This window comes from Psychrosphaera aquimarina (assembly GCF_032461525.1).
Taxonomy (GTDB): domain Bacteria; phylum Pseudomonadota; class Gammaproteobacteria; order Enterobacterales; family Alteromonadaceae; genus Psychrosphaera; species Psychrosphaera aquimarina.
The window spans coordinates 26,631-52,789 of record NZ_JAWCUA010000010.1 but is presented as its reverse complement, the minus strand read 5'-3'; the positions used below and the strand labels follow the sequence as shown (position 1 = coordinate 52,789).

21 protein-coding genes and 2 pseudogenes are annotated in these 26,159 nt (G+C 38.2%); all 23 read right to left on the bottom strand.

Annotated elements, in window-relative coordinates; translation table 11 throughout:
- Nucleotides 1-87 precede the first annotated feature (87 nt).
- Nucleotides 88-963, bottom strand: coding sequence for a protease modulator HflC (gene hflC, locus RT723_RS12130; protein WP_216056427.1), 876 nt, complete (start codon nucleotides 961-963; stop codon nucleotides 88-90).
- Nucleotides 964-965: 2 nt separating this feature from the next.
- Nucleotides 966-2,123: an FtsH protease activity modulator HflK gene (gene hflK / locus RT723_RS12125; RefSeq protein ID WP_315947341.1), complete on the bottom strand. Its 1,158-nt coding sequence runs from the start codon at nucleotides 2,121-2,123 to the stop codon at nucleotides 966-968.
- 100 nt (nucleotides 2,124-2,223) lie between these two features.
- Nucleotides 2,224-3,511 (bottom strand): annotated as a pseudogene (hflX, locus tag RT723_RS12120) (ribosome rescue GTPase HflX).
- Between the two features lie 100 nt (nucleotides 3,512-3,611).
- Complete coding sequence (gene hfq / locus RT723_RS12115) at nucleotides 3,612-3,860, bottom strand: RNA chaperone Hfq (protein ID WP_216056430.1); 249 nt, start codon at nucleotides 3,858-3,860, stop codon at nucleotides 3,612-3,614.
- A gap of 70 nt (nucleotides 3,861-3,930) precedes the next feature.
- On the bottom strand, nucleotides 3,931-4,866 hold the full coding sequence (gene miaA, locus RT723_RS12110) for a tRNA (adenosine(37)-N6)-dimethylallyltransferase MiaA (RefSeq protein ID WP_315947340.1): 936 nt from the start codon (nucleotides 4,864-4,866) through the stop codon (nucleotides 3,931-3,933).
- Between the two features lie 35 nt (nucleotides 4,867-4,901).
- Nucleotides 4,902-6,782 (bottom strand): DNA mismatch repair endonuclease MutL, encoded by a 1,881-nt coding sequence (gene mutL / locus RT723_RS12105; protein ID WP_315947339.1) that lies wholly within the window; start codon nucleotides 6,780-6,782, stop codon nucleotides 4,902-4,904.
- A 9-nt stretch (nucleotides 6,783-6,791) separates the two neighbouring features.
- Entirely contained in the window at nucleotides 6,792-8,114 is a 1,323-nt protein-coding gene (locus RT723_RS12100; protein WP_315947338.1) for an N-acetylmuramoyl-L-alanine amidase, read from the bottom strand.
- 41 nt (nucleotides 8,115-8,155) lie between these two features.
- Nucleotides 8,156-8,620 carry a tRNA (adenosine(37)-N6)-threonylcarbamoyltransferase complex ATPase subunit type 1 TsaE gene (gene tsaE, locus RT723_RS12095; RefSeq protein WP_216056434.1) on the bottom strand — a complete coding sequence of 155 codons (465 nt, stop codon included), beginning with the start codon at nucleotides 8,618-8,620 and terminating at the stop codon, nucleotides 8,156-8,158.
- A 20-nt stretch (nucleotides 8,621-8,640) separates the two neighbouring features.
- Entirely contained in the window at nucleotides 8,641-10,113 is a 1,473-nt protein-coding gene (gene rng, locus RT723_RS12090) for a ribonuclease G (RefSeq protein ID WP_216056435.1), read from the bottom strand.
- On the bottom strand, nucleotides 10,113-10,679 hold the full coding sequence (locus RT723_RS12085) for a Maf family protein (RefSeq protein WP_315947336.1): 567 nt from the start codon (nucleotides 10,677-10,679) through the stop codon (nucleotides 10,113-10,115). Before RT723_RS12085 ends, rng begins: the two co-directional genes overlap by 1 nt.
- Nucleotides 10,676-11,164 (bottom strand): rod shape-determining protein MreD, encoded by a 489-nt coding sequence (gene mreD / locus RT723_RS12080; protein WP_216056437.1) that lies wholly within the window; start codon nucleotides 11,162-11,164, stop codon nucleotides 10,676-10,678. Before mreD ends, RT723_RS12085 begins: the two co-directional genes overlap by 4 nt.
- Nucleotides 11,151-12,029, bottom strand: coding sequence for a rod shape-determining protein MreC (gene mreC / locus RT723_RS12075; protein ID WP_216056438.1), 879 nt, complete (start codon nucleotides 12,027-12,029; stop codon nucleotides 11,151-11,153). Before mreC ends, mreD begins: the two co-directional genes overlap by 14 nt.
- 88 nt (nucleotides 12,030-12,117) lie before the next feature.
- On the bottom strand, nucleotides 12,118-13,161 hold the full coding sequence (locus RT723_RS12070) for a rod shape-determining protein (RefSeq protein ID WP_216056439.1): 1,044 nt from the start codon (nucleotides 13,159-13,161) through the stop codon (nucleotides 12,118-12,120).
- 159 nt (nucleotides 13,162-13,320) lie between these two features.
- A complete protein-coding gene (locus RT723_RS12065; protein ID WP_315947333.1) occupies nucleotides 13,321-15,186 on the bottom strand; it encodes an SUMF1/EgtB/PvdO family nonheme iron enzyme in 1,866 nt (621 codons plus the stop codon).
- Nucleotides 15,187-15,303: 117 nt separating this feature from the next.
- A complete protein-coding gene (locus RT723_RS12060; RefSeq protein ID WP_315947331.1) occupies nucleotides 15,304-20,616 on the bottom strand; it encodes a LamG domain-containing protein in 5,313 nt (1,770 codons plus the stop codon).
- A 68-nt stretch (nucleotides 20,617-20,684) separates the two neighbouring features.
- Complete coding sequence (locus tag RT723_RS12055) at nucleotides 20,685-21,143, bottom strand: MSHA biogenesis protein MshP (protein WP_315947330.1); 459 nt, start codon at nucleotides 21,141-21,143, stop codon at nucleotides 20,685-20,687.
- A 47-nt stretch (nucleotides 21,144-21,190) separates the two neighbouring features.
- The gene (locus RT723_RS12050; protein ID WP_315947328.1) at nucleotides 21,191-22,072 is read right to left on the bottom strand and encodes a PilW family protein; all 882 of its coding nucleotides are present in this window, start codon (nucleotides 22,070-22,072) and stop codon (nucleotides 21,191-21,193) included.
- Nucleotides 22,072-22,686, bottom strand: a complete 615-nt coding sequence (locus RT723_RS12045) for a type IV pilus modification PilV family protein (protein ID WP_315947326.1) — start codon at nucleotides 22,684-22,686, stop codon at nucleotides 22,072-22,074. Before RT723_RS12045 ends, RT723_RS12050 begins: the two co-directional genes overlap by 1 nt.
- Nucleotides 22,673-23,167, bottom strand: coding sequence for a prepilin-type N-terminal cleavage/methylation domain-containing protein (locus RT723_RS12040; RefSeq protein WP_315947325.1), 495 nt, complete (start codon nucleotides 23,165-23,167; stop codon nucleotides 22,673-22,675). The genes RT723_RS12045 and RT723_RS12040 overlap by 14 nt, the downstream gene beginning before the upstream one ends.
- A 48-nt stretch (nucleotides 23,168-23,215) precedes the next feature.
- A complete protein-coding gene (locus RT723_RS12035; RefSeq protein WP_315947305.1) occupies nucleotides 23,216-23,653 on the bottom strand; it encodes a prepilin-type N-terminal cleavage/methylation domain-containing protein in 438 nt (145 codons plus the stop codon).
- 22 nt (nucleotides 23,654-23,675) lie between these two features.
- Nucleotides 23,676-24,236 (bottom strand): prepilin-type N-terminal cleavage/methylation domain-containing protein, encoded by a 561-nt coding sequence (locus RT723_RS12030; protein WP_315947306.1) that lies wholly within the window; start codon nucleotides 24,234-24,236, stop codon nucleotides 23,676-23,678.
- 148 nt (nucleotides 24,237-24,384) lie between these two features.
- Complete coding sequence (locus RT723_RS12025; protein ID WP_315947307.1) at nucleotides 24,385-24,933, bottom strand: hypothetical protein; 549 nt, start codon at nucleotides 24,931-24,933, stop codon at nucleotides 24,385-24,387.
- 11 nt (nucleotides 24,934-24,944) lie between these two features.
- A pseudogene (locus RT723_RS12020) lies at nucleotides 24,945-26,155 on the bottom strand (type II secretion system F family protein).
- Nucleotides 26,156-26,159 lie beyond the last annotated feature (4 nt).

Sequence of the window (26,159 nt, the reverse complement as noted above, 5' to 3'; positions counted from 1 at the left end):
AATTGCAGCTAAAGTACCGAGTTAATAACCTTCAGGCAATAAAAAAGGCTCTATCAATAGAGCCTTTCATTTAATGTTTTGTAAACATTAATTACCTGATGTGGATTTCATGTATTTAAAGAAGTCACTATCAGGTTCAATAACTAAAATATCATTTTTGCTATTAAAACTGTTTTTGTAAGCATCTAAGCTACGAACAAAAGCAAAAAACTCTGGATTTTTACCAAACGCTTTTGCGTATATCTGTGCAGCGATAGCTTCACCTTGACCACGTAACATTTGCGCTTCACGTTCAGCTTCAGCCAATAAGACGGTAATACGAGCATCAATATCCGCACGGATAATTTCAGCACGCTCTTGACCTTCTGAGCGGTGAGCTTTTGCTACTTTCAAACGTTCAGTACGCATACGTTCAAATATAAACTTACTTACTTCTAGTGGTAAGTTAATTTGTTTCACACGAACATCAAGAACTTCAATACCTAAATCGCTAGAGCTCTTAGCTGCAACAATAGCTTGTTGCATTAACTCTTCACGTTCACCAGATACAATTTCTTTAATCGTACGAGTACCAAACTCTGTTCTTAGTGCGTTGTTTACTTTTTGTTTTAATAACTGTTCAGCTTGGGTTTTTAAACCACCAGTTGAAAGATAATAAGTGGCAAAGTCAGATACGCGCCATTTAATGAATGAGTCAACGATTAAGTCTTTTTTCTCTGCCGTTACAAAACGATCAGGGATATCATCCAAAGTTTGAATACGAGCATCAAGTTTTTTAACTTTCTCAACAAATGGCAGTTTAAAGTGTAAACCTGGACCATAAACAACCGTCACGTCAGCGCTATCACGCTTAACTTTACCAAATTGAATCACGATTCCACGTTGACCTTCACTAACCACGAATAATGAAGAAAACGATAATAAAATAACTAAAATCAGGGCAACTATACTAAAATTTTTCATGCTTAGTTTCTCCCATCATTTGAGCGATCAGTACGGCCATTACGACCCGTTGCACTTTGTGTAGGTTGAGTTGTATTACCTGAACCAGTATTGTAATTCACATTTTCACGATTACTGTCAGACTTAACATTGTTTTGCTGTTGCATTATTTTATCCAACGGAAGATACATCATGTTGCCGCCCCCTGTAGTATTAACCAGGATTTTTGATGTATTAGAGTAAACTTGCTCCATCGTCTCTAAATACAAACGATCTTTGGTTACTTTAGGCGCCGCTTTATATTCAGGTAACAATTGCTCAAACTTAGCAACTTGACCTTCTGAAGCCAAAATCTTACCTTGTTTATAAGCCGTCGCTTCTTGGATCATTCTATTTACTTGACCACGAGCTCTAGGTTCAACTTCACTTTCGTATGCTTTTGCTTCATTAACATAACGAACTTCATCTTCCTGTGCCGCAATCGCATCATCAAATGCATCTTTCACTTCTTCAGGAGGACGAGCGTCTTTAAAGTTAACATCAACGATGATCAAACCTAAGTTATAAGGCTCTATCACTTTCTCAAGTTCACGCCATGTATTTTGACGAACCACTTCACGACCAGATGTTAAGATGTCATCCATTCTTGAGTGACCAATAACCATACGTAATGCACTGTCTGTAGCTTGACGTAAACTATTTTCTGGATTTGGCGTAGAGAATAAGAAGTCACGTGGGTTAACCACTTTATATTGCACTTCCATTTCAACACGTACCACATTTTCATCTTTAGTTAACATGAAACCTGCAGCTGGTAGAGTTCTAACCGTTTGAATGTTGACCGGATAAACTTCTTGAATAAATGTCCATTTAAACTGAATACCTGGATCTTCCAACGAAGAGTATTCACCAAAGGTTAAAACAACCCCGCGCTCTGCTTCTTTTAACGTATAAATTCCAGATAGAACCCATATTAAAAAGCCAACGACCAATACTAATATAAACCCCATTGAACCACTCGGCTTTTTAGCTTCGCCAGTTCCAGATGGTTTACCACCAAACATGCCATTAAATCGTTTGCCTAAATCTTTAAACAACTCATCGAGATCCGGTGGACCTTGATCTTTACCGCGATTTTTCCACGGATCGTTGTCATTATTTCCCGGTTCATTCCAGGCCATATATTGCTCCAATCTTTATCTAAAGTTTCTGTCCGCTAATTTAGCAAAAGCACTAAAATAACTCTATGTAATCTATGAAAAATTAACATGTTTATTGTATTTAATGCTGCACACGCCACTTTTCAATAGCATAACCCAGCTGTTTGTTAATTTTTTGCTCGTCAATTAAAGATATTCGGACATGCGTTAACCACTGTCCTTCATCATTTATACTTTCATCCAACACCGCATTTAGCTGATATAAACTGGCTCGTAATTTACCTTCTGTTGCCGGTAACACAAGTTCCATCTCAACCATAGATAGACCAAGTATTTCAGAAATAGCTTGTTCAACTAATTCTAGCCCTTGTTTATCTCTGGCTGAACACCACACTGCTTTTGGTAAACCTTCATCATCTCGTTCAATGTGAGGTTCGATATCTTGCAATAAATCAATTTTATTAAAGATAATTAACTGTGTGACTTCATCAGCTTCAATTTCTTTTAATACTTCAGCCACTTGTTCCATGTTATCCGCGCGTCGAATATCTGCAGCATCAACGACATGTAATTGTAAATCCGCTTCTCTAGTTTCGGTCAATGTTGCTTTAAATGCAGCAACAAGATCATGCGGTAAGTGGCGAATAAAACCAACCGTATCTGCCAATATGGTTTCACCAACATCGGCAATGTCTATTTTTCTTAATGTTGGGTCTAATGTAGCAAATAACTGATCGGCCGCATAAACATCAGCATTAGTGATAACGTTAAACAATGTTGATTTACCCGCATTGGTATAACCAACTAATGAAACGGTTGGCACTTCTGCTTTTTCTGGACCGTCGACCTTGCTCACGTTGTTTTGATACTTTTTCCAAACGTGCCAATATGTGCGTGATCCTAGCGCGTAATAATCGTCTGTCTGTTTCTAGCTGTGTTTCACCGGGACCGCGTAACCCTATCCCACCTTTTTGGCGTTCTAAGTGGGTCCAACCTCGAATTAAGCGCGTAGAAATATGCTTTAACTGAGCAAGTTCTACTTGCAACTTACCTTCATGTGTTCTGGCTCGTTGTGCAAAGATATCGAGTATCAATCCGGTTCTATCCAATACACGACACTGGAATAATGCTTCTAAGTTACGCTCCTGAGAAGGAGACAATGCATGATTAAAAATGACAATTTCTGCTCCCGATACTTTTACCGCATCGGCTATCTCTTGCGCTTTACCTGTGCCAACATAATATTTGGCATCTGGATTTTGTCTTGATGTGGTGATCACTGACGATGCAGTAACACCTGCGGAAGATACTAATAAACCTAATTCTTCTAAATCTTCTCTGTCACTTTCATCAGAGAAATTAACGTGAACTAATATAGCTAGTTCGCCGCCTTCATATCTATCAAACAATAGTGTGTCCTAGTTATTTATTACAACGCAAAAAAGGAAATACACATTGGCATATTTCCTTTTTATCATCAATCATCAGAATTGTTACCAATTATAACGATTATTCTGTTTCTTCAGCACCAGCTTGGTAATGCGGATTCGTTTGGAATGGTCTAGCTGGAACTATCGTAGAAATGGCATGTTTATAAACCATTTGGCTAAGTGTATTCTTTAACAAGATCACAAATTGGTCGAATGACTCAACTTGACCTTGCAATTTAATACCGTTCACTAAATAGATCGAAACTGGAATACGTTCACGGCGTAACGCGTTCAAAAATGGGTCCTGTAAAGACTGCCCCTTGGCCATGTTTCTTCCTTCTTCTTATTATTTATTGTTATTTTAATATTAGATAACTATAGATTAGTTATCTAACAAGTTAACAGCTTAGCGAGTTTAATATTCGTTGCAAGTTTTCTTTTTCATTACCTATAACTAATTGAGTCATGTTTTGCCAACTCCTCAACCAGGTCAATTGTCTTTTTGCCAATTGACGTGTCGCAACAATACCTCTAAATATCATCTCTTCTTTATCTAACTTACCGTCTAAATACTCCCACATTTGTCGGTAGCCGACAGAACGCATGGAAGGCAGATCTAAATGTAAGTCACCACGTAGATATAAGGCCTTAACTTCATTTTCAAAGCCCAAATCTAACATTTTATGGAATCTTTGCTCAATTCGTTGGTGTAACTGGGTCTTATCTTCACATTGAAAAGCAAATTGTTTCACTGGATACGGTATCGGCTGCTTTTCTTTTTTCATTAAGTCAGTCATGGTCTGTCCACTGATCAGAAAAATTTCATAGGCTCGATTAATTCGCTGTGGATCATTCGGATGTATACGCTGTGCCGAAACCGGATCGACTTCTGCCAACTTTGCATGAACATGATCCCAGCCATGCTGGTTGGCTATTTCTTCAATCTCGGTACGTACTTTTTCTTGTGCTTCAGGTAACTCAGAAATACCTTCAACTAATGATTTAAAGTACATCATAGTGCCACCAACTAAAATGGGTGTTTTACCTTTTTGGTAGGCCTTTTCTATTTCTATCAACGCATCTCGCCTGAAGTCAGCGGCGGAATATATTTGTTTAGGATCCAAAAAGTCGATTAATTTATGCGGATAACGCTCTAACTCTTGGGAGGTCGGTTTTGCTGTTCCAATGTCCATGCCTTTATAAATAAGTGCAGAATCAACACTAATAATCTCGCCATTTACTTGATCACAAAGGGTCATAGCCAGATCAGTTTTACCTGATGCTGTTGGCCCCATGATCGTGATAACTGGATGTTTAACTTGTTGATGTCCCATATTTATACGTTCTTTCCTAATACAGATTGAAGACTTTATTGATTTAATAGAGCGCTAGGGTTTAATTTTAAACCTGAATGTTTCAGTTTAGCTATAAAACCATTTTGTTTAGCATTATATTGTAAAAAGTCGATGATTTGTTGATCTGACATTACTGCGGTTTTCTGCTCTAGAATTTTTTCAATCAGGATCTCGGCCGTCAATGGCGCGGTCATTATTTGATTAAAAAAGGTTGGTAATGTTCGACTATTTTCATTACTGCGTAATATTGCAGGTACTTGTTTAATAATCAAAAAGTGCTGATGTAACATTAAATCAAAACCATGATCGGCTAACCTAGATAAATACTCTTCACACCATCTTTTTTCGTCAACCGATAATTTCAATCTCACTGGCACTAACAGTGGCGTTTTCATTAATCTTTGAGTTTCAACCAATTGAACGTTTGAAAACTGTGGTTTGACATATAAATTTGCATCAACAAGCCATAACTCTTGTTCTATTAGGCAATATCCATATCTATTTTGTTGTATAAACAAGACCGAAAAGTCGTTTACAGATTCCGCTAATATCTTAGGATCTGTCTGTTTTTCTTTATTATTGTCCGGTCCATTGTTAACAAAAGTTTCTTTATTTGCAGGACTGACGGCTTGAGTAAGTTGGTATTCGGTTAATTTTTCAGGTCGATTCAATGCCGTATAAAGGTTTGGTGTATTACCTTTTGGTATATTAAGTCGGGCTTTATCTGTAGCAGTTACTAAATCAGACTTTTCGATTTCAGTTTGCGCAACCGCATGTTGATAATCCTTATTTGGTTCGGATAACCAAGATGGTGAAACTTCTTTGCCTGCATTTTGCGTTTCAGTTTCAAGCTCTTCGTCTAAAGCTAATTCTTGTTCATGCATTTGAAAGCTGTCTAACGCATCTTTAATCGTTTTTACAATAAGATCATGCAATAAACGCGCATGATGAAACCGTACCTCATGTTTAGCAGGGTGCACATTTACATCCACTTCATTAGCCGGCAACTCTATGAATATGACATATTCTGGTAATTGTTCTGGATGTAACAACTGCCCATAAGCTTGTCGAATTGCATGTTGGATCAATTTATCACGCATCATTCGACCATTAACAAAGGAATATTGTGCAGGGTTCACTGACACACATAACTCTGGGGCTTTAATCCAAACGGCTATGCTGACCTGTTCATATTTACTGGTAAAGACACTAGCTGAGTCAATAAAACTTGTGTTAATCACCTCCGCTATTCGTTTACTTTTTTGCTCAACAACACCTAAGGTTTCTGAATGAGCTCTATATTTCTTAATCACTTTTTGATTATGTTTTAATATAAAACTTACATCCGGGCGACTAAGCGCTATGCGTTTAATCAAGGTTTCAATATGGTTAAATTCGGTTTTTTCAGCTCTTAAGAATTTTCGTCTAGCGGGTGTATTAAAAAACAAATCAACCACATCGACACTAGTGCCATTTGGATGGGCCGCAGGTTTAATATCCACGTTCATGGCCAACCCTTCTGCCATGGCACTCCAAGCTTCATTTTGCTCCGCTGGTTTTGATGTCATGGTCAAACGAGACACCGAACTAATACTCGCTAGTGCTTCGCCCCTAAAACCAAGACTACTGATGGCTTCTAAATCATCAATATTGGCAATTTTACTGGTGGCATGACGTGATAAGGCTAAGGTAAGCTGTTCTTTGTCGATCCCTTTACCATTATCTCGTATTAAAATACGTTTATGACCACCACGATCAATATCAACTTCAACTTTGCTAGCGCCAGCATCTAAGGCATTTTCGACTAATTCTTTAACCACAGAGGCGGGGCGTTCAACAACTTCACCCGCAGCGATTTGGTTTGCCAGCTGAGGTGGCAATATCTTAATTGTCATAAACGAAAACTAAGATTGAGGAATGGACAATACCTGCCCAATTTTAATATTGTTGGAACGTAAGTTATTCGCTTCTTTGATCTTGCTGACGGTTACATTGTAATTTTGCGCGACCAGAGACAACGACTCTCCACGTTTTACTTTGTGTTTCACATCTTTAAATTTAGCAAAGTAAGAACCATCAGGTGGGTTTCTTTTAAAATAGCTATTTACTGCCGTGAATATAGAATTAGCCATCTTATTTTGGAACCAGTTATTTATCAGTAACTTCTCTTCTTTCGGATTTGAAATGAATCCGGTTTCCACCAATATTGACGGTATATCTGGTGACTTCAACACGCCAAAACTGGCTGACTGCGGAGAACGTTTGTGCAACTTAGTGATGTCTTTTAACTCGCCCAAGATCTCTTTTGCTACCAAGTAACCTTGCGACATAGAATGATCCATCGACATGTCCAATAAGGTACGTACTAAATATTTTTCTGTCGTAGTATTCTTAATGGCATCACCCGCCCCGCCTAACAACTCTGAGTGTTTCTCTTTTTTCTCTAACCATTTACCAATTTCAGAATTGGCTCTGCGTGGGCTTAGTGTCCAGACACCAGCTCCTGATGGATGAGGTGTATGGTATGCATCGGCGTGTATGGATATTAATAAATCAGCGTTTGCGTTTCTCGCTTTTTCGGTACGCCCATGGACACTAATATAATAGTCTCCAGTACGTGTCATTACTGCAGTTAAGCCAGGCTGTTTGTTAATGAGTGCTTCTAATTTTTTTGAGATAGCAAGGGTAATACGCTTTTCATAATTACCTTTACCACCAATAGAACCCGGATCTTCACCACCATGTCCGGCATCGATGGCAATTATGATGTCTCGATCCGATTCCATTTTCTTTTGATTTTCTGCAACTTTGGCTTCGGTATCTACCAAGTCAATTACCAGACGATTACCGTAGGGCGCGGTAGGTTTTAACGCAAAAATAATAGGTTCTATTTTTGACGTTAAATCAAATACCAAACGACTGTCTGACTTGTTTTTAGTGCTGCTACGAATATTTTTTAAGATATCGCTCGATTGAGCTAGGTTCGATAATTCGGCATTAATAGAAGTGTTTTTTATATCTAAAACTAAACGTTCAGGGTTGGACAACATAAAATAAGAATATTCTATGGATTGGGTTAAATCCAATACCACACGTGTGGAATCTGGTGATGGCCAGACCCTTACGTTTTTAACATTTTTTGCAGCAAACGCTGGCATTGAAAAGCCAATCGTTATCGCTAACAAACTGTTAATTAGAATTATTCGGATTATGCTGTTAAGCCACATTTTATTTCTCTATCTTCTTGTTATAACTGCTTTGAGACTTATTATTTTTGTTTCAGCAAAGTTAATATACTTGCGCCTTTATCGTTATTAGCAATAAAGGTAATTTTACGGCCTGTATCTACATATTCCAATGTAATATCCAAATCGGCTTGCGGCAATACACCCGCTCCTTTTTCAGGCCATTCGATTAAACATAATGAATTAAGTTCAAAGTAATCTCGGATCCCCATAAACTCTAACTCTTCCGGATCACCTAATCGATATAAATCAAAGTGATAAGCGTTTATGCCAGCCAACTCATAAGGCTCTACTAAGGTGTAAGTGGGGCTTTTAACATTGCCTTTATGTCCTAAACCTTGAACCACACCACGAGTAAAAGTTGTTTTACCAGCCCCTAAATCACCATGTAAATATATAATAGCTCCGTCTTTAATGACGTCAGCCAGGTGATTGCCCATTTGGACAGTGGCGAGTTCATCTTTTAATTCAACACTTAGCTCTTTCATACTTTATATTTAACAACTCATTACATCATAACAACATCAAATTGGTCTTGATTATACAGTGATTCTGTTTTGACCTTAATCTGTTTGCCAATAAAAACTTCTAACTCTGCTAAATTATGGAATTCATCACTCTCTAAAAACTCCGCCACGGCCGTTGATGCATAAACAATAAATTTATCGGCGTCATAGGCACGGTTTACCCTAACGATTTCACGCAGCAGTTCTGCACATATGGTTTCCACCGATTTTACATAACCTCGGCCATTACATACTTCACATTCACTGCATAATACGTGTTCTAAACTTTCTCGGGTACGTTTACGCGTCATTTCAACTAAACCTAAAGCTGAAAACCCGTGAACATTATTTTTTGCTCGGTCTTTTGATAATGCTATTTCTAAACTATGCAATACGCGCCTTTGGTGGTCGGTACTGATCATATCTATAAAGTCGATGATGATTATACCGCCTAAATTACGTAATCGTAATTGGCGAGCAATAGCCTGTGTAGCCTCACTATTCGTATTAAATATAGTATCTTCTAAACTACGATGGCCAACAAAACCACCGGTGTTGACATCAATAGTTGTCATCGCTTCGGTTTGATCTATAACTAAATAACCACCAGATTTAAGATCGACCCTTTTTTCTAATGCCCGTTTAATTTCAGACTCAACATCAAACATGTCGAATATTGGTCGCTCACCTGGATAATATTCCAGTTTGCTGGTTAATTCCGGTGAAAACTCTTCGGTAAATGCGGTTAATTCTCCAAACGTTAACTTGGAATCTATTCTAACTCTTTCTAGCTCTTCAGCTACAAAGTCTCTGATAATACGAAACGCCAAACTCAAGTCTTCATACAAGACCGCTTGATTTCGGGTTTTCTTTTTCTTTTTTATTATCTTGTTCCACAGCTTTTTAAGGAAGACTGCATCTTGTGCTAATTCTTTTTCACCAGCCCCTTCAGCCGCGGTTCTGACAATAAAACCACCATGACCTTCTTCGTAATGCCTTTCAACAATACTTTTTAAACGCTGCCTTTCCCCATCATTTTCTATTCTTTGTGACACACCAACATGTTTAGAGTCAGGCATGAAAACTAAATAACGTGAGGGTAAGGTAATATCTGTTGTTAGACGGGCACCTTTTGTTCCTAATGGATCTTTCACCACTTGAACTATAATTTTTTGACCTTCTCTAACCAATTCAACGATATCTCTTACCGCATTGGATTTTGGTGTAATGATATCTTTATCGTGATCATAGGTAATAATGTCGGAAGCATGTAAAAACGCGGCTTTCTCCATGCCAATATCAACAAAAGCAGCTTGCATCCCTGGCAATACACGGCTGACTTTACCCAGATAAATATTGCCTACAATGCCGACTGTACTTTGTCTTTCCAAATGTAACTCTTGCAACATGCCATTCTCGATTTGAGCAACACGTGTTTCACTTGGGGTAATATTTATCAATAACTCAACTGTCATTATTCCATCACTTCTTTTAAGGCTTGTTCTATCTCTACAAGAGGTAGGCCAACTACGGAACTAACACTTCCATTGATAGTTTTAACGAACTTCCCACCAATCCCCTGAATCGCATAAGAACCCGCTTTATCTTGTGGTTCCCCTGTATGCCAATACTTTATTATTTCATCTTGCGTTAACGTTTTAAACAACACATGGGTAACGACCACTTTTGTTATCATTTTAACTTTGTTCATAACAGTAAACGCGGTAACTACTTGATGTTGTTTGCCTGACAATAATGACAAAATATTAATACAGTCCTGTAAATCTGCAGGCTTGCCCAAAATACAATCGTTGATTACAACTGATGTATCAGATCCAACAACAATAGCATCTGGGTTATTTTTGAAAATATGTTGTGCTTTTTCTAATGACAAACGAGATACATATTCGCTCGGCGTTTCATTGTCTAATACACTCTCATCAATGTCAGCCGCTTGCACGGTAAAATCATCAATAAGATGTGCTAATAACATTTTACGTCTAGGCGATTGACTCGCTAAAATTACAGCATGTTTATTCATCGAATTTTGAACCGTCTACGATAAGAACGTAATACCGGAAATAACCACAACCAAAACAAAGCACTGGTAAATGAAGGGGTAATATACTCAACCGAGAAATTAACGTTCAATAAAAATCGATTCAGCCAAAAAACAACAAGGTGGAATAAAATTAGAAATATCCCAACCAAAGCGGCTTGTTGCCAAACGGTGAAATTACGCAATTTTTGGAAATTTGAAGACACCCCAAACACAACTAAAGACAGTGCTAAAGCGTTAACACCTAAAACAGTACCTAATAATATATCTAATAAAAAGCCCACTATCCAAGCGGTGCCAATACTGACTCTATGGGGTAAAGCAATTGCCCAGTAAATAACAACCATAGCAGCCCAATCTGGCCATATTGCTTTTAACTGAAGAGGCAATGGCATTATGCTTAATATCAAGGCAACTAAAATACTTGCGTTGATATACCACCAAGGTGACGTGCTATTTTTCGCCATTACTGTCCCCTTTAGTTTCAACCTTAACTTGTGGAGAATCGTCTTGCTCATTCGGCCATAACAACAAGACATGTTTTAATCTGTCTAACCTTGCAATGGGTTGAGCAAGAATGTTCATAAATGGCTGTGATTCATCAGGGTAGATATTTGTCACTTTGGCAACTGGGTGCCCATCTGGAAATATTTCGCCTAACCCCGATGTAATCAGCGTATCTCCAACCTTCACATCGGTGCCTTGCGGTAAATTTATCAACGCCATTTTATTAATATCGCCTGTACCTGATAAAATTGCACGAACATCATTACGGGCTATTCTAATTGGAATTGAGTGTGTTTGGTCAGTTATTAAAATCACTCTTGAAGTCGTATTGGCCACATTAACTACTTGGCCAACAACGCCCAAATCATCTAATACAGGCTGACTTTCATAAACATTATGGGATGAACCTTTGTCTATCATTACATTTTGAGAAAACGGGTTACTGGCCACAGCCATAATTTCCGCAACCGACTTTTTCACTTCGATTCTAAGGTTCGTTTGTAACAATGCTCTTAATTTTGCATTTTCCGACATCAACATATTATATCGCTGCAACTTTTCGTTTTGCATCAGTTGCAATTCTCTAAGGGTTTTATTTTCATCTAATAAAGATTGTTTTGAAGCAGCGTATTTTGCGGTTGTATCAAGAGCTTGTTGCGGTAAGTTGGCGAGATAAATAACGGGTGAAACTAACGTATTAAGATAACTGCGGATCTGCTGAGAGCTATCGGTATACACGTCATAAGTTATTGTAATAAAACTAATAACAAAGGCTAACGAAAACCTTAATGGTAATGATGGTCCTGAGCCAAAAATGGGATTCATAATTACTTTTCTTGTTATTTTTATTAAAGTAAAACGGCAGTGGTTACTGCCGTTTAAAATACTACTGTTTAACTAAGCGAATGTTAGTTTATTCGTAACTAAATACGTCTCCGCCATGTACATCAATCATCTCTAGAGCTTTACCGCCACCACGTGCTACACACGTTAACGGGTCATCTGCAATAATAACTGGTATACCGGTTTCTTCCATTAATAAACGATCTAAATCACGTAATAATGCACCACCGCCAGTTAATACCATTCCACGTTCAGCAATGTCTGAAGCTAACTCTGGTGGTGACTTTTCAAGTGCAACTAATACAGCACTAACAATGCCAGATAATGGTTCTTGTAATGCTTCTAAAATTTCATTTGAGTTTAAAGTAAATGAACGAGGCACACCTTCTGCAAGGTTACGTCCACGAACTTCCATTTCTTTCACGTCATTTGATGGATATGCAAAACCAATTTCTTGTTTAATACGTTCTGCTGTTGCTTCACCAATCAAGCTACCAAAATTACGACGCACGTAATTAATAATAGATTCATCAAAACGGTCACCACCAATACGTACTGAAGAAGAGTACACAACACCGTTTAATGAGATAATAGCTACTTCTGTTGTACCACCACCGATATCAACAACCATCGAACCTGTTGCTTCTGAAACCGGTAAACCAGCACCAATTGCTGCCGCCATTGGTTCTTCAATTAAAAAGACTTCACGGGCTCCTGCACCTATTGCTGATTCACGAATAGCTCTTTGTTCTACTTGAGTAGCACCACAAGGCACACATACCAAAACACGAGGACTTGGACGGAAAAAGTTATTGTTATGAACTTGTTTAATAAAGTACTGCAACATTTTTTCAGTAACATAAAAGTCAGCAATAACACCATCTTTCATTGGACGAATCGCTTTGATATTACCAGGGGTTCTACCTAACATGCGTTTTGCTTCACCACCGACTGCAGCAACACTTTTAGGTCCTCCTGCACGTTCTTGGCGAATAGCAACTACGGACGGTTCATTAAGAACGATCCCTTGCTCTCTTACATATATTAATGTGTTTGCCGTACCTAAATCTATCGACAAATCATTAGAAAACATACCGCGCAGACTCTTAAACATGGCGCATTTTATCCTTTGAGAAATACTGCTAAAAAACTAATAGCTAACTTTACCTAACACCTGCTATTACGGCAAGCAGGAACTGACGACAAAAGTATATTATTAGAAAATAAAAAAGGGGCTAAAGCCCCTTCAATTACATAATGATGAAAAATTAGCCTATCTGTCTCTTGCTACTCGAAAACCTATGTAGTTTGAACGGAAGTCAGATGCGATTTCTAAACGTGTAGAAACACGAGCTAAACTAGGGGCAAAGTTCCAAGCGCCACCTCGTACAACAGAAACGATATCAGAGCCAGTATCACTCCATTCCCAAACATTACCAATCACATCGTAAAGTCCGTAACCGTTACGCTTAAATGTACCTGTTGGAGATGCACTATTGTTTGACCATTTGCTGCCACACCAACCACAGTTTGCATTATTACTACCGATGGCATCGCCCCACCAGTAATCTAAATCCGAACCTGCGCGAGCGGCATATTCCCACTCACCTTCAGTAGGTAAACGATACGTTTTGCCAGTGCTTGTAGATAACCAGTCAACATATGCTTTCGCGTCATCTAACGTTACACAAACAACCGGGTAATCGTTATCTTGCTCATAACCTGGGTTACGCCAGTTCATTTGCATATCATATTTTGGCTCAGAGTTGCTGTAATATGCACAACCTTTACCTTGTTCAGCAACCGTTACGTAATTTGTAGCAGCGATAAATTGACCAAAATCACCTACAGTGATTTCTTTCTCACCAATGCCAAATGACGCTTCAATTTTATAACTTACAACAGGACGTTCGTTGTCTAATCCACGACCGGTAATATCACCCATTTGGAAACCACCTGCAGGGATTGCAACTAATCTAGGACCTTGTTTGTCATTGCTAAGAATGTCTTGAATTTTTTCGCCTTTGGCAAAACTTTGCGCGTCTTTATTTAGATTAACTCGAATTAAACGGTTTTCCGTTAATTCAATCTTTTCAACATAAGATTGATAACCCAATTTGATCACTTCAACCGAATGCTCGCCGGCCGGTAACATAACGCTTAATTTAGTTGAACCATAACTAACGCCATCAATATACACTTCATCATCAAATACATTTGAGCGTATGGTTAATTCGTACATTAAATTAGCGTCGTATTTAACTTTTTGACTCTCAGTCTTTTTTGCAACTTCTCCACCACCAGGGAATTCAACGCAATAACGTTCATTTAGTTCCAACAACTGACAAGCTTGTTTACGTGTTAAGTTACCTTTTAAACCTACATCCATAGATACAGAGTATTTAGCTACACCGGAAAAGCCTTTATTGGTTACTTTAACGCTTTCAACTTTAACACTAGTATCGGCGGCATTTCGTTGCGCTGATGCAGTTGCAGATTCAGATAGTTCAGTAAAGATTTTATCTAAGTAACGTTTGGATGCTTTTTGTTTTGCTAATTGCTCAGTACGACGAATACATTCAGAGATCACTTCTTCTAAATCACAATCGACCGCGTGCTGAACCGATAAAGTACCCGACTTATTAAATTGAGAATATAAACGCTCTACACGAGAATTGTTTAACTGCTCTTTTAAACTTTCTAACGTATTTAACAACGAATGTTTAGATACTCTGATACTAGCAACTTCACGTTCTTTTTCTTGAACAGCGGCTAATTGGTTTTGAATATCTAATTTATTTTGTTTGTGGGCATTAACTGATTCGGTATAGGTCAAACGTGCGGAAGCTATATCTAAGGACGGATCGTCAATCATTTTTTGGAATTGACTATTCATCTCTTCCAAAGCGATAGCCTTCTCACGCTCAAGTTTTTTAGATTGCTCTCTAAGCTTCGACAATTGTTCTTTCATTTGCTTCGCTTGGTTCATTTGCGTTTGCAAAGCCAAGTTATAATTGTCGTATTCAGTTTGTTTATTTGCAATGTCAGCCTGGGTAGCTTCAACTGTAAGCGCACCAGTTTGTGCATTTACACTTCCCATTAACAAGACACACAATAGCGCCAGTGGAGCTCTCAACATAGTACTTCCGTTCCCAAAATTACTTATTATTATTTTCAGACAAACCTGAGAAATTAAAAAATTAACAACTTGCTATGCTATTGAGTTAATACTCAAAGCGCAAGTGCATTTTTAAAACTATCGCTCTCTTTTATAAATTATTCTGTCATTTCCACGATATGAGCCAAAAATTACCGTTGAAGATACATTATCGTCATCGTCAATATCAGCATCATTATCCCAATCCACATTCAACCAATCTGGCAGATTGGTAATTTTAACATCCAACTCTGTCACTACGTTTGGTGCATTGATGAATAAGCCATCTGTCGCAGGGGTTTTACCCGCTACAAAACTGGAGCCTACAAGATTACTAGTGTATATCGTTGGATTTCCATCTTCAGTAATTGAGATGTTAAACCCAGAAAACGTCGTTTCACTATCATCCGTATTAGTCACAAATTTACCACCTGAGAAATACTGCAGGATCATTTCTACTTTTAAATCACTAGTTTCATTGCCGTATGCGTTTTCTAAAAATAAACGGCCATAACGTAAATTAAAAGTGTTTTCTAATACAGTTATACCCTCATAACTCGGTAAATCGTTACTTATTCCGTCAACGTCATAACCAATATTATCGGCATCCAGTAATTCGTTAGCGCTGAATAACAAACTTATCGTACTGGTAAGCGGTTCTCTTGGTACCGCAGGTTTCTCATAGATAAATGGGTCAGATAAAGAAAAATTCATTTGCCCTTGTACACTTAGGTCTATGTTTTCAATCGCACTGCTCGGATATGGCGCAGGAGTATAACTTGTGTTTTCAGAGTAATTAGAAGAAACAAAACCAAAATTGGACGGCACAAATACATAATTTGTCGCGGTCTGATTAGTATACGTTTTCGCAACATAGCTAAATACGGGATTTGTAGGAAAATCTAACAACTCGCCAAAGTAACTAAATGTGGTATGAGTATCTGTGATCTCTGTGTCCGGAAGCGGTGTAGCAAATGTAAAATACGCCGGAATAAATCGCCCTGCACTGGTTACACTATCACTATTAATTTGATAACCAAGGTAATTACTGTCTTTTACATCTAAGGTAAAACTACCTACATTATCAAACTGTGCAGCAGCGTTACTAAACCCATTATTATCAAAGGTTAGCGAGGTGGCGTCAGTCCAACTTGCCACACTATTATCATTGGTTACACTGGCTGGACTCGTTCCACCATAATAAAACTGTACTGGGTTGGCCCCGCTCGATATTAAAGGAGAGTTCATTACAGACTGAATTTCCAGATCACCTGGGCGGTAATTATTGGTTATATTACCATCTGCGTTTAAAGCCTGAATGGACAAGTTAAAGTTCTGACCGGCGTAATGGGTTAAATTTCCCGATGAACCCAGTATATTGTCATTTTCATCTTTAACTTGAAGATTAATACTCGCTGGTATGACATTAAAGTTATCGTAACCTGTTGCAATATTAGTAGATAAATTCAAATTCACATCGGCCACGGAAACTTGCAACGCGCCAGCGTCGGCATATCTAACATAAAAATATGCCATAGCATCGGTAGCGTTAAAGTTTAACGTTTGAGTAGTACCACTGCCACTTGTCACAGAGGTATATGAACTATCGTTTAAAGATACATTTAACGCTTCTTGATCATAATTGGTCGGTGGATTTAAATATGAAAAGTCTATACTTACTTGTTTGTTCCCGACTAATGAAGGTTCACATACCGCAGGATTATTCTCGATCGCTTCCAACGCTTGCACCGAAATTCGATTGTTGGCATCTGATACAGATTCACTAGAGGTAATATCTGATGCTGTTACTTTATAACCAAATCTTGTGTACGTAATATTACAACTGCTTTGTGTTCCGCTATTATAAAAACACTGAATATTGGCATCAGGTGACATGCTATTTAAACCAAGTGTAATGGTATCAACGCTTGTTTGATTAAATTCAACTTGTTGAGGGGCATTGGTTAAATTCAAACCCGACACTGTGGTGGTATTCCCGCCTAAGGTATAATGTAAGTTCCCTGTGACATCAGCCCCTATGACTTGTGAACAGAACTCATCTCCACAAGCTTTCACAGTGACAGATGTTGCACTACAACTTAAATTATTTTGTGGATGATCAATTCTATAGTGGTCAACAGAGTTAACTAACCCACATTCTCTCAGGAAGTTACTATCATCTATAACTTCATTTTGTGTTAGGTAACGATCATATATACGCACTTCATCTAGAAGGCCGATAAAGGTTCTTTCTGGTATTACATCACAAGCACCTGTCGCAACATCCGCGCCAACAAAATAATCACATGTACTGTGTTTTGGTGTTTCATTCCAACTACTTGAGCCTTCTAGAACACCATTGATATACATTTTTTGCTCACCCGCTTGATACGATATCGCAACATGCGACCAAGTATTTAATGGCACTGAGTTGGCTGATGTTATTGAGCGGTTTTCACTACTCTCATTTTGCCACCACCAATATAACTTACCGTCCTCATTGATATGAAATTCATAATTTACATCTTTTGAAGATATAGCCATTAGGTTATCAGTGCCATTGGTGTCATTATTATCATTTGGATAAGACGTTGGGTATACCCAAGCTGACACGGCAAGTTCATCACTATTCAAATAACCACTGTCATCTACACGACCATAACTAACACCATCTAATTCTGCATATTTACACGTACTATTATTACCAACTGTTTTAGCGACGTTACTCGAACTAAAGTTTATTTCACCATATTGTGTTAGATGATTATCACCGATTACATCGTCAAATGAGTCTTCCATTGCCCACCAACCGATTATTCCTCCGGCCTCACAATCTCGACAAAAAACTAAGAACTCTTCAACTTGAAATCCACCATTGTAATCGTTGTCATAACTATAAAAACCTACTGAATTCATTTCAGGTTGTGCATTAGCATAACTCAGCACCGCACTATCATTGATACAAACTGAAATACCATTCTCATCCACAGTAATACGGATACTCATAGGATCATCTGTATAAAAGTTAGCTTTTGAAGATAATAGAGTGGGGACGCCATTTTGCACATGGACTAAATCTAAACTTCTGTAGTCTCCAGGGAAGTTTGTATCATTAGAATAACCACTTCCTATTTTGGTCCAACGTAACAAGTAAAAATCGTCCTCATCCACATAACCAAAAACAACACCTATGTCATTGTTACCTATCTGGTCTGCGTGTGTAATAACAGTTGTCTCAATGGCATACGTTTGAATGGTGGAGGATGAATACCCTTCATCATCAACATTATGTAATAAAACACCGTATTCATTATTACCTGAATTTACCGTGTCACCGGCAATTTTTAATGTGTCGTTATTTATTGCATAAGTGATGGTTTGGCTTTCATTTGGCGATTGATAAATAGTATCTCCTGGCCAAACATTGGTCGAAGAACGATCAAAATCAACCGGAGCCCAAGTGTCCGCTAAAGCATGAGTATCTTCACTAAAGTCATCGTTGAATATTACTTTATAGGCTGATAAATCAGGGCAAAAAGCCGAGATTGTGCCATCTATCGCAAAGTCATTAACTTTAAATGAATCGTTGGAATCAAAGCCTGAAGCCGTTACAAAACGAACATCAACATCACTGCCAATATAATTAGTAATGTCATAAGTCACATCACCTGAGGCATTACTAGAATCTGAGCCAATAAAGCTCTCAAGCGTAGTCCAATTGCCGTTAGCTGTGCGTATCTGTAAATAAACAATATCATCACTGTAACTCGTCACACTGCTGTAGCTGAATGATAAGGTAGCAGTAGATAATGAAGACAGATCAGCCTCTCGTGAAATTGAAACACTAGAAGAGGTAATGGTTAATTCTGAATTACTAATAGTGATCTTACCTGATGAAGGACTGCCGTCATCATTACCTTCAACCCAACTCCCTGCCCAACCAAACTCTCCATCATTATTAGAATAAGAAACACTGTTAAAGCGGTCAAAAAATATGTGTGATTCTGGCTCAGGGGCTCCGGTGGCGTTTATTGCAAAGTTATCGATATATACATCGTCGGCATCGTCAAAACTCTCTGTGGTATATATTCCAACATCTGTATCACTTGTGAGGTAACTACTTATGTCGATGGGCCCAATACTTCCTTGGGAGTCCCCACCGGCATCAAACTCATGTAATATGTACCATGTATTACTGTTATCCGTCCTAATCAATACATAAGCTATATCATCACTTCCGCTTGTATTTACCTGGTAATCTAATGACAAAGTAGCTTGTGTAAAATTTGATAAATTTAACTGGCGGTAAATAAAACGTTCACTGCCAATAACGTGTAAACGGTCATTTTCAATCTTAATTCTACCGCTATTGACCGAGCCATCGTCATTAAATTCGATCCAGTTTGAATCCCAATCTATCTGGCCATCATTGTTCGAGTAACTTTGTACATTAAACCTATCTAAAAACGTAGCTTGCACATCGTTTTCAGTGACTGTAACCGTTAGATTTTGACGGTAATAATCGTCATCTGTTTTGACACAAATAGTATATGCACCAACTGGTAAAGTTGTGTTGCTATCGTTCCCTATAGACAGAACATTAGAATTAATAGTAAATCGCCAATTATCACCAGCACCATCAGGACAGCTACCAACGAGTGAATTATAGTCACTACCGTTAAGTACTACATTATTTGAATCGTCGGGATTCAAAACTGATAGTGTACCGATAACCGTACCTTCGTATGCATTTTCATTGACGACAAAATTAGGTGATAAATTAATTACCGTGTCCACGCCCGCAGTATTTTCAACGACCGTGATTATCACGTCTTTTCGTATACGATTATCAGTTGATTTTACACAAATAACGTAATCTCCAACGGGTAAGGTAGAGTTACTATCATTAGTAATTGATAACGTATTTGAAGTAATACCGAATCGCCAGTTATCATTAGAGCTTGAACATGAACCGGTTATTGTTCCACCATCCCAATCATGTAAAACAACTGACTCTGAATCTACTGGATCAACAACAGATAGTGTGCCAACAACTGCATTTTCGTAAGCATCCGTATCATAGATAGAATTTGGTTCTAGAGTTATATCGGTAGGGTTGTACTTCACCGTTAAATCAGCGTATTCAATTGTAGACCCCCCGTCATTACAGCCATTATCACTATAGGCTTGAACTGCAACGGTATACTCACCGGAAACTGAAGGAGCTGTAATATCGAAACTATTAGTACTATTATTAGGATTGTTGTAGGTATACGTATTTTGCAAACAGGTAAATGAACCATCTAATAAGTAACCGGTAGAGTACCATTTTTTATTACTGCCACTTGCTGATACTACAACATTAACATTAACCGTCGCGTTTATTTCAGCAGCTGATGGAGTTAATGTCACTGATTGAATCGTCTTCCCTGCAATAACATTAAACGATATAAATATAAGTATAAATATAGACCTTAATATCATAATGCTTTCGCCTCTACTTCTATGGTTCGACTGACACAAACTTTTTCATTAGTACAAATAAAGTCGGAACTATTGTTATTCATATTGGCCTTACATACAGCGGTAGACACAACTTGATAGTATTGACTTGCGCCTGGCGACTTATTTGAACAATACGTTTTTACCGCACAATTTCGTAACCCATCAACATTTAAATATAACGATTGTTCTGCAGTGCATATACCTACACCTCCAGAAACTGGAAATAACTGAGCAAGAGCTATTTCATTGGCTGACTCTGCTGCGAATAATGCCCGAGTCCCTAGCACTTCAAAAACCAATTGATCAGTGTTTGATGAGATAGATTTACTTATACCGGCCGCTAGTGCAGCCATAATCACAATAATAAACACAGCTATCGCCAAGGCGCTGCCTTTTTGTTTTGGCTTGGTTTGTTTGATTCTATTTATTGACATTATTAATACTACTCAATTGGATTTTCTCATCCATTACTTATCACTGGCTAAGGCACATTGGGAATATGTACTTCGTGGTTAAAAAACATATTCTCATCTATATTAGTTTTAAATTCTAAGTATAGGTTAACCACAGAGTTTCTATTTAATGTTGAACTAGAAATATCAAATGGATGTGTTGCATCATTACTTAAGTTATTGGTCAACCCCTCAGCCATTAGCACCCCACCGAGTAAAGTCGCTGCATTCTTATCACTTGGTTGTAATTGAGAGGCAGAAAAACTGGTGCTAACAATGCGATACAAATCATAAACCACTCCGTTAGCGATTAAGCAATAATTAATCGAGCTGTCAGCGGTATAATAACGGCGCTTAGGTGAATGTTCAGTGAAATTTGGATCTGGATTAAATGTAATATTTAATTGTGGACTAATACCCGTATAGGGCAACGCTCCTGAATCGAGAGGGTCACCTAAAATGCCCATTTTATCTGAGCTAGAATTATATATATCACTACTAGAAGTTGGGTAAATATATACGCGATCGCCCGTTTGATAATCTCCCAACCAACCAATCACATCCATATTATTGCCGGTTTCAGGCGAGACTGGTGCTGCTACAGAGTCGATATCATCTCTGTATGCACCCGAGGCTTTAATTGGAGTAAATTCAATACAACTTTCAGAAGAAGATACTCTGACGCTATTGGGGATAGCGCCTCGGATCTCGCGGGTCATTCGCTCTATTGCAAATCGACTTTTTGACAACACGACCTGCCTGTCATTGGCTTCAACATATATTTGAGTACCAAACACAATAAATCGGACAGACGCGGTAGCTAACACGCCTAAAATAACAATAACCGCCACCAATTCAATTAAGCTGAATCCCTGCGGTTTAGTCTGAGTGAAAAAGCGTGCTTTAGCCATTAGTAGTTGGCCTTGTAACTTGCGTATACTACATCATCACCTAGCGGTGGCGTGACCGTCACTGTGATTAGCTTAGCATCTGTATTCGCTAAGCCTAAATCAGTTCCTGCATAACGAACAGATACATTGATGGTAAACTTTGCATAAACATCGTTCAACGATTGGTTATCGATATTGCTAATATCACTGCCTGTAGCCGAAAAACAATCAAAGTCATCAACATCATCAAATAATTCTCGACTCGCACTACCTTCTTCAATCCAAGGGTTCTCTTTACCGGTTCCATCAATAAAACCGCAGGCGTTGATCACAGTGCAAGCGCTAGCACCACTTTCGCCGCAACGTAATGCCCCGGTTTGTGCCGAATTTTCATCGAACCGACGAGCGATTATTTCATTCATCATGGACTGAGCAAGTTCAGCAGAGCGTACCTGAAACCATGGATTTGTACTGCGCTCAGCTTGGGGAAATAACGCACCAGTCATAACCATTAATGCCACCGATAATACAAAGATGCCTATCACTAATTCAATTAAGGTAAAACCGTTAGGCTTTTTCTTATTAGGCCGATTTACAGCTAATTGAGTTGTAAATAGAGGCTTAAGGGCAAACATGGACATACCCTTCAGATTCGATACACACACTGTGGTCTGTGGAAATTGTAATAACACAACCGGATGTGGCACAACTTCCTAAATTAGGAATAGGCTGACCTAGATAATTAAACTGTATATTTGATAATGCAACGCCTGCGGCATTTTGTGCGCTATAACTATCTTCCAGTTCAACTAATAAATAATCATCAGTATTGCCAGCGACCGCTTTTAAACCTGTTGCACAGGTACCATCATTATTTTGTGCCGTTAAACCTAAAGTGCTTGTATTAAAACTCACACGGTGACAGGTTTCAGAGTTTTGGGTATTTTGCATCGCTCGTTGTTGAACGTTACGTAACAGAGATATGGTTTGATCACGCTGGGAGATGTAAGTGAAATCAGAAGTGGTGTTGATTTTGGGTTGTATAGTGACAACAAGTACGGATAACAATACCAGTACCACTATTAATTCTATCAGGGTAAAGCCTTTGTTATCCATAATGCGTTCAAAAAAGGTTACTAAGCGTTAGTAACCTTTTAATTAAACTTATCCGCAGTTTTTGTCTACAGATATGACGCCAGCATTATATTGGGCATAACAATCAAATCCCGCATCTCCACTAACAAGAGTAGCGAAAGCACCATCAGCGGCAGGTGCTTGACCGCTAGGATAAATACGAACGATTGTAGCATCTGCTGGCACAGCATCATTATATCTAACTGTCCAACTACTATCTAAATCTAGACCATCACCAACAGCCAAAGCACTCGGAGTTACTGAAGAGCCTGTAGTAATGATTGAGCGAGATTCTTCTATATTAACTACGCCTACCATAGCCGTTTTCACACCGTCTAGAGTCCCACCAACTGCATCACTTTTAACGTCTAAAAATTTAGGTGCTGCGGTTACTGCTAACACACCTAAAATAACGATTACGATAATTAGTTCTACCAAAGTAAAACCTTGTTGATTTGTGTTTTTCATAATTTACTACCTTTTATAAAAATTAATTCTTGAATACTGATACTTGACCGGTGTCCGCATTATAAGTGAAACCTTGAGTTCCACCTGTTGTCGCACCGTCATTAATAATATTAGTGGCAATAGTGGTACCAGCTGCAATATTCTGAGCCAATACAAACTGACAAACTCCTGCACCTGTTACATCTACTACGTAACGTTCACCATTATAGGTACCACCAATAACAATAGATGTTGGCGATGACTGTAAAATGTTATCAAATACTTGCTGGCAAGTTGTCGTGGTCATTGCTGACATGTCAGCTTCATTGCCACCTAGGCTTGATGGAAAACCAGTATCAGTTACATCTAAACTAACATTACCATAAGTTATATTATTATTACCGGCTGGACGTCCTGCTAATTCCCATTCCGCACGAACCATACCAACAGCACTTGCTATACCACCAGCTACACCTTCAACTGCTGAATCTTTTGCATCGTCGGTCGCATCCATAAAACGAGGTACTGCAGCAGCACCAAGAAGTCCTAAAATAATTACTACGATCACTAATTCGATTAATGTAAAACCTGTTTGTTTCTTCATTTTAAAACCTCTTGAACATATTTAATTTAATTCTTGTAAACATCTTTAAATATTATGTGTTGATTTTATCCTCAATCACACAATAAATCATTGATAATTGTTATTTTTATCTATTTGGCACCATAAATGTGTAAATATTAACGTCCTGTTAATACGTATTGCTTGTTACCACTTGTCCATTGCTTGAGTTATAACTGAACATTAGTTGGTTTGGAAATTTTTCTTTATGTAAATAATGACAATTATTATTTATCCTCTTTACATCCAGCTGCTCAGTTAAGTTTTCAACGGTTTTATTATCCTGCTCTTCATGTGCAAAATACATCCACAAATTTAAACAATCCAGCTCACGACTCTCACTTGCTACATTAATCGGCCAACCAAATTCATTTATTTGTAATAACAGTTTTTTATTGATCTTATTATTAATTGCTTGTTGATCTATATAGTATTCTAAAGTCAATGAATCCGGTTTGCCACGTATAATCCACTCTCTGCGGGCGTAATCCATAGATATAGAAAAACGTTCCGCTAGTAGATCATATTTGAACTCTTCTACTTCATTAATAATACCTAAAAACGAACGAACTGCGATATAAAACAGCACTGCAATAATTCCAGCAGCAACCAAAACTCGCACAAAAGAACGATCCATCAAGGAATCTGTAGTCACTTTACCTTGTTCTTGGTTCACCATGGCTGTTCAACTTATTTATGCGCGGACATCATGTCCCACATTGGTGTGAAAATACCTAATGCAAGTACTAAAACCATCCCTGCAACAACACTGATCAATACAGGTTCTATTTTAGCTGTTAAGCTTTTTAAATCAAAATCCACTTCACGTTCATAATAATCGGCGGCATCGGTGAGCAGTTCATCCACACGTCCAGTTTCTTCTCCCACCGCTATCATTTGTAATACTAACGGTGAAAACAGTTTACTAGCTACTGCTGAACGTAATAAAGATTCACCTTTTTCAATACTCGTTCGCATTTCCTTAATCTTAGCTTCCATATAACTATTGTCTACGGCTTCAGCCACTAAGGATAAGCCAGAATTCATCGGAACACCTGCATCCAAAATCATAGAAAAGCTACGTGAAAATCGAGCTAATAAACTACGTTCAATAATCGAGCCAACAAATGGCATCTTGATTTTATAATGATCCCACTGATAACGTCCGGCTTTGGTCGCGACATATGATCGTAAAAAAATATACCACCGACAATAACCAATACTAATACTTCCCAATACGTCACAAAAAAAGTAGAAGTCGCGATTAATATTTTAGTTGCCAGTGGTAAATCGGCACCTAATTTTGCAAACATCCCAGTAAAAGTTGGGATAACTTTTAAATTAAGTAAAAACATAGCCGCAGTGATAAAGAACAATACCATTTGTGGATATCGAATAGCTGAGTTTATCCGCTTTTTGGTTTCTTCATCACGTTCAAAGTATTCCGCCAGTTGCAAAAACGAACTTTCCAATCGCCCTGTATTTTCGCCTACATGCACAATACTGATTGCAATTCTTGGAAATACTTTACCATGGCTACTAAAAGCAGCCGATAGGGATCGCCCTCGTTCTAACTGTACGGCTACGTCATTTAAAATTCTTTTTAAGGTCTTATTGGTCGTGGTATCTGCCAACCCTACGATTGCTCGGATCATTGGTATTCCAGACTTAGTTAACGAGTACATCTGTCTTGAAAACACCACTAAGTCTTCAATTTTTACGCGGTCAAAATACCCTTTAAAAATATCTTTGTTTTGATCTTCGTCGGTTAAGGTAATCTTAATCGGAATTTCTTGGCGAGCCATTAGTATGTCTGCAGCCGAGTTTGTATTTGGCGCTTCGATCTGCCCCTTTATCAAGTTGCCTTTTTTATCACGTGCTTGATACAGAAAAAATGGCATTAAT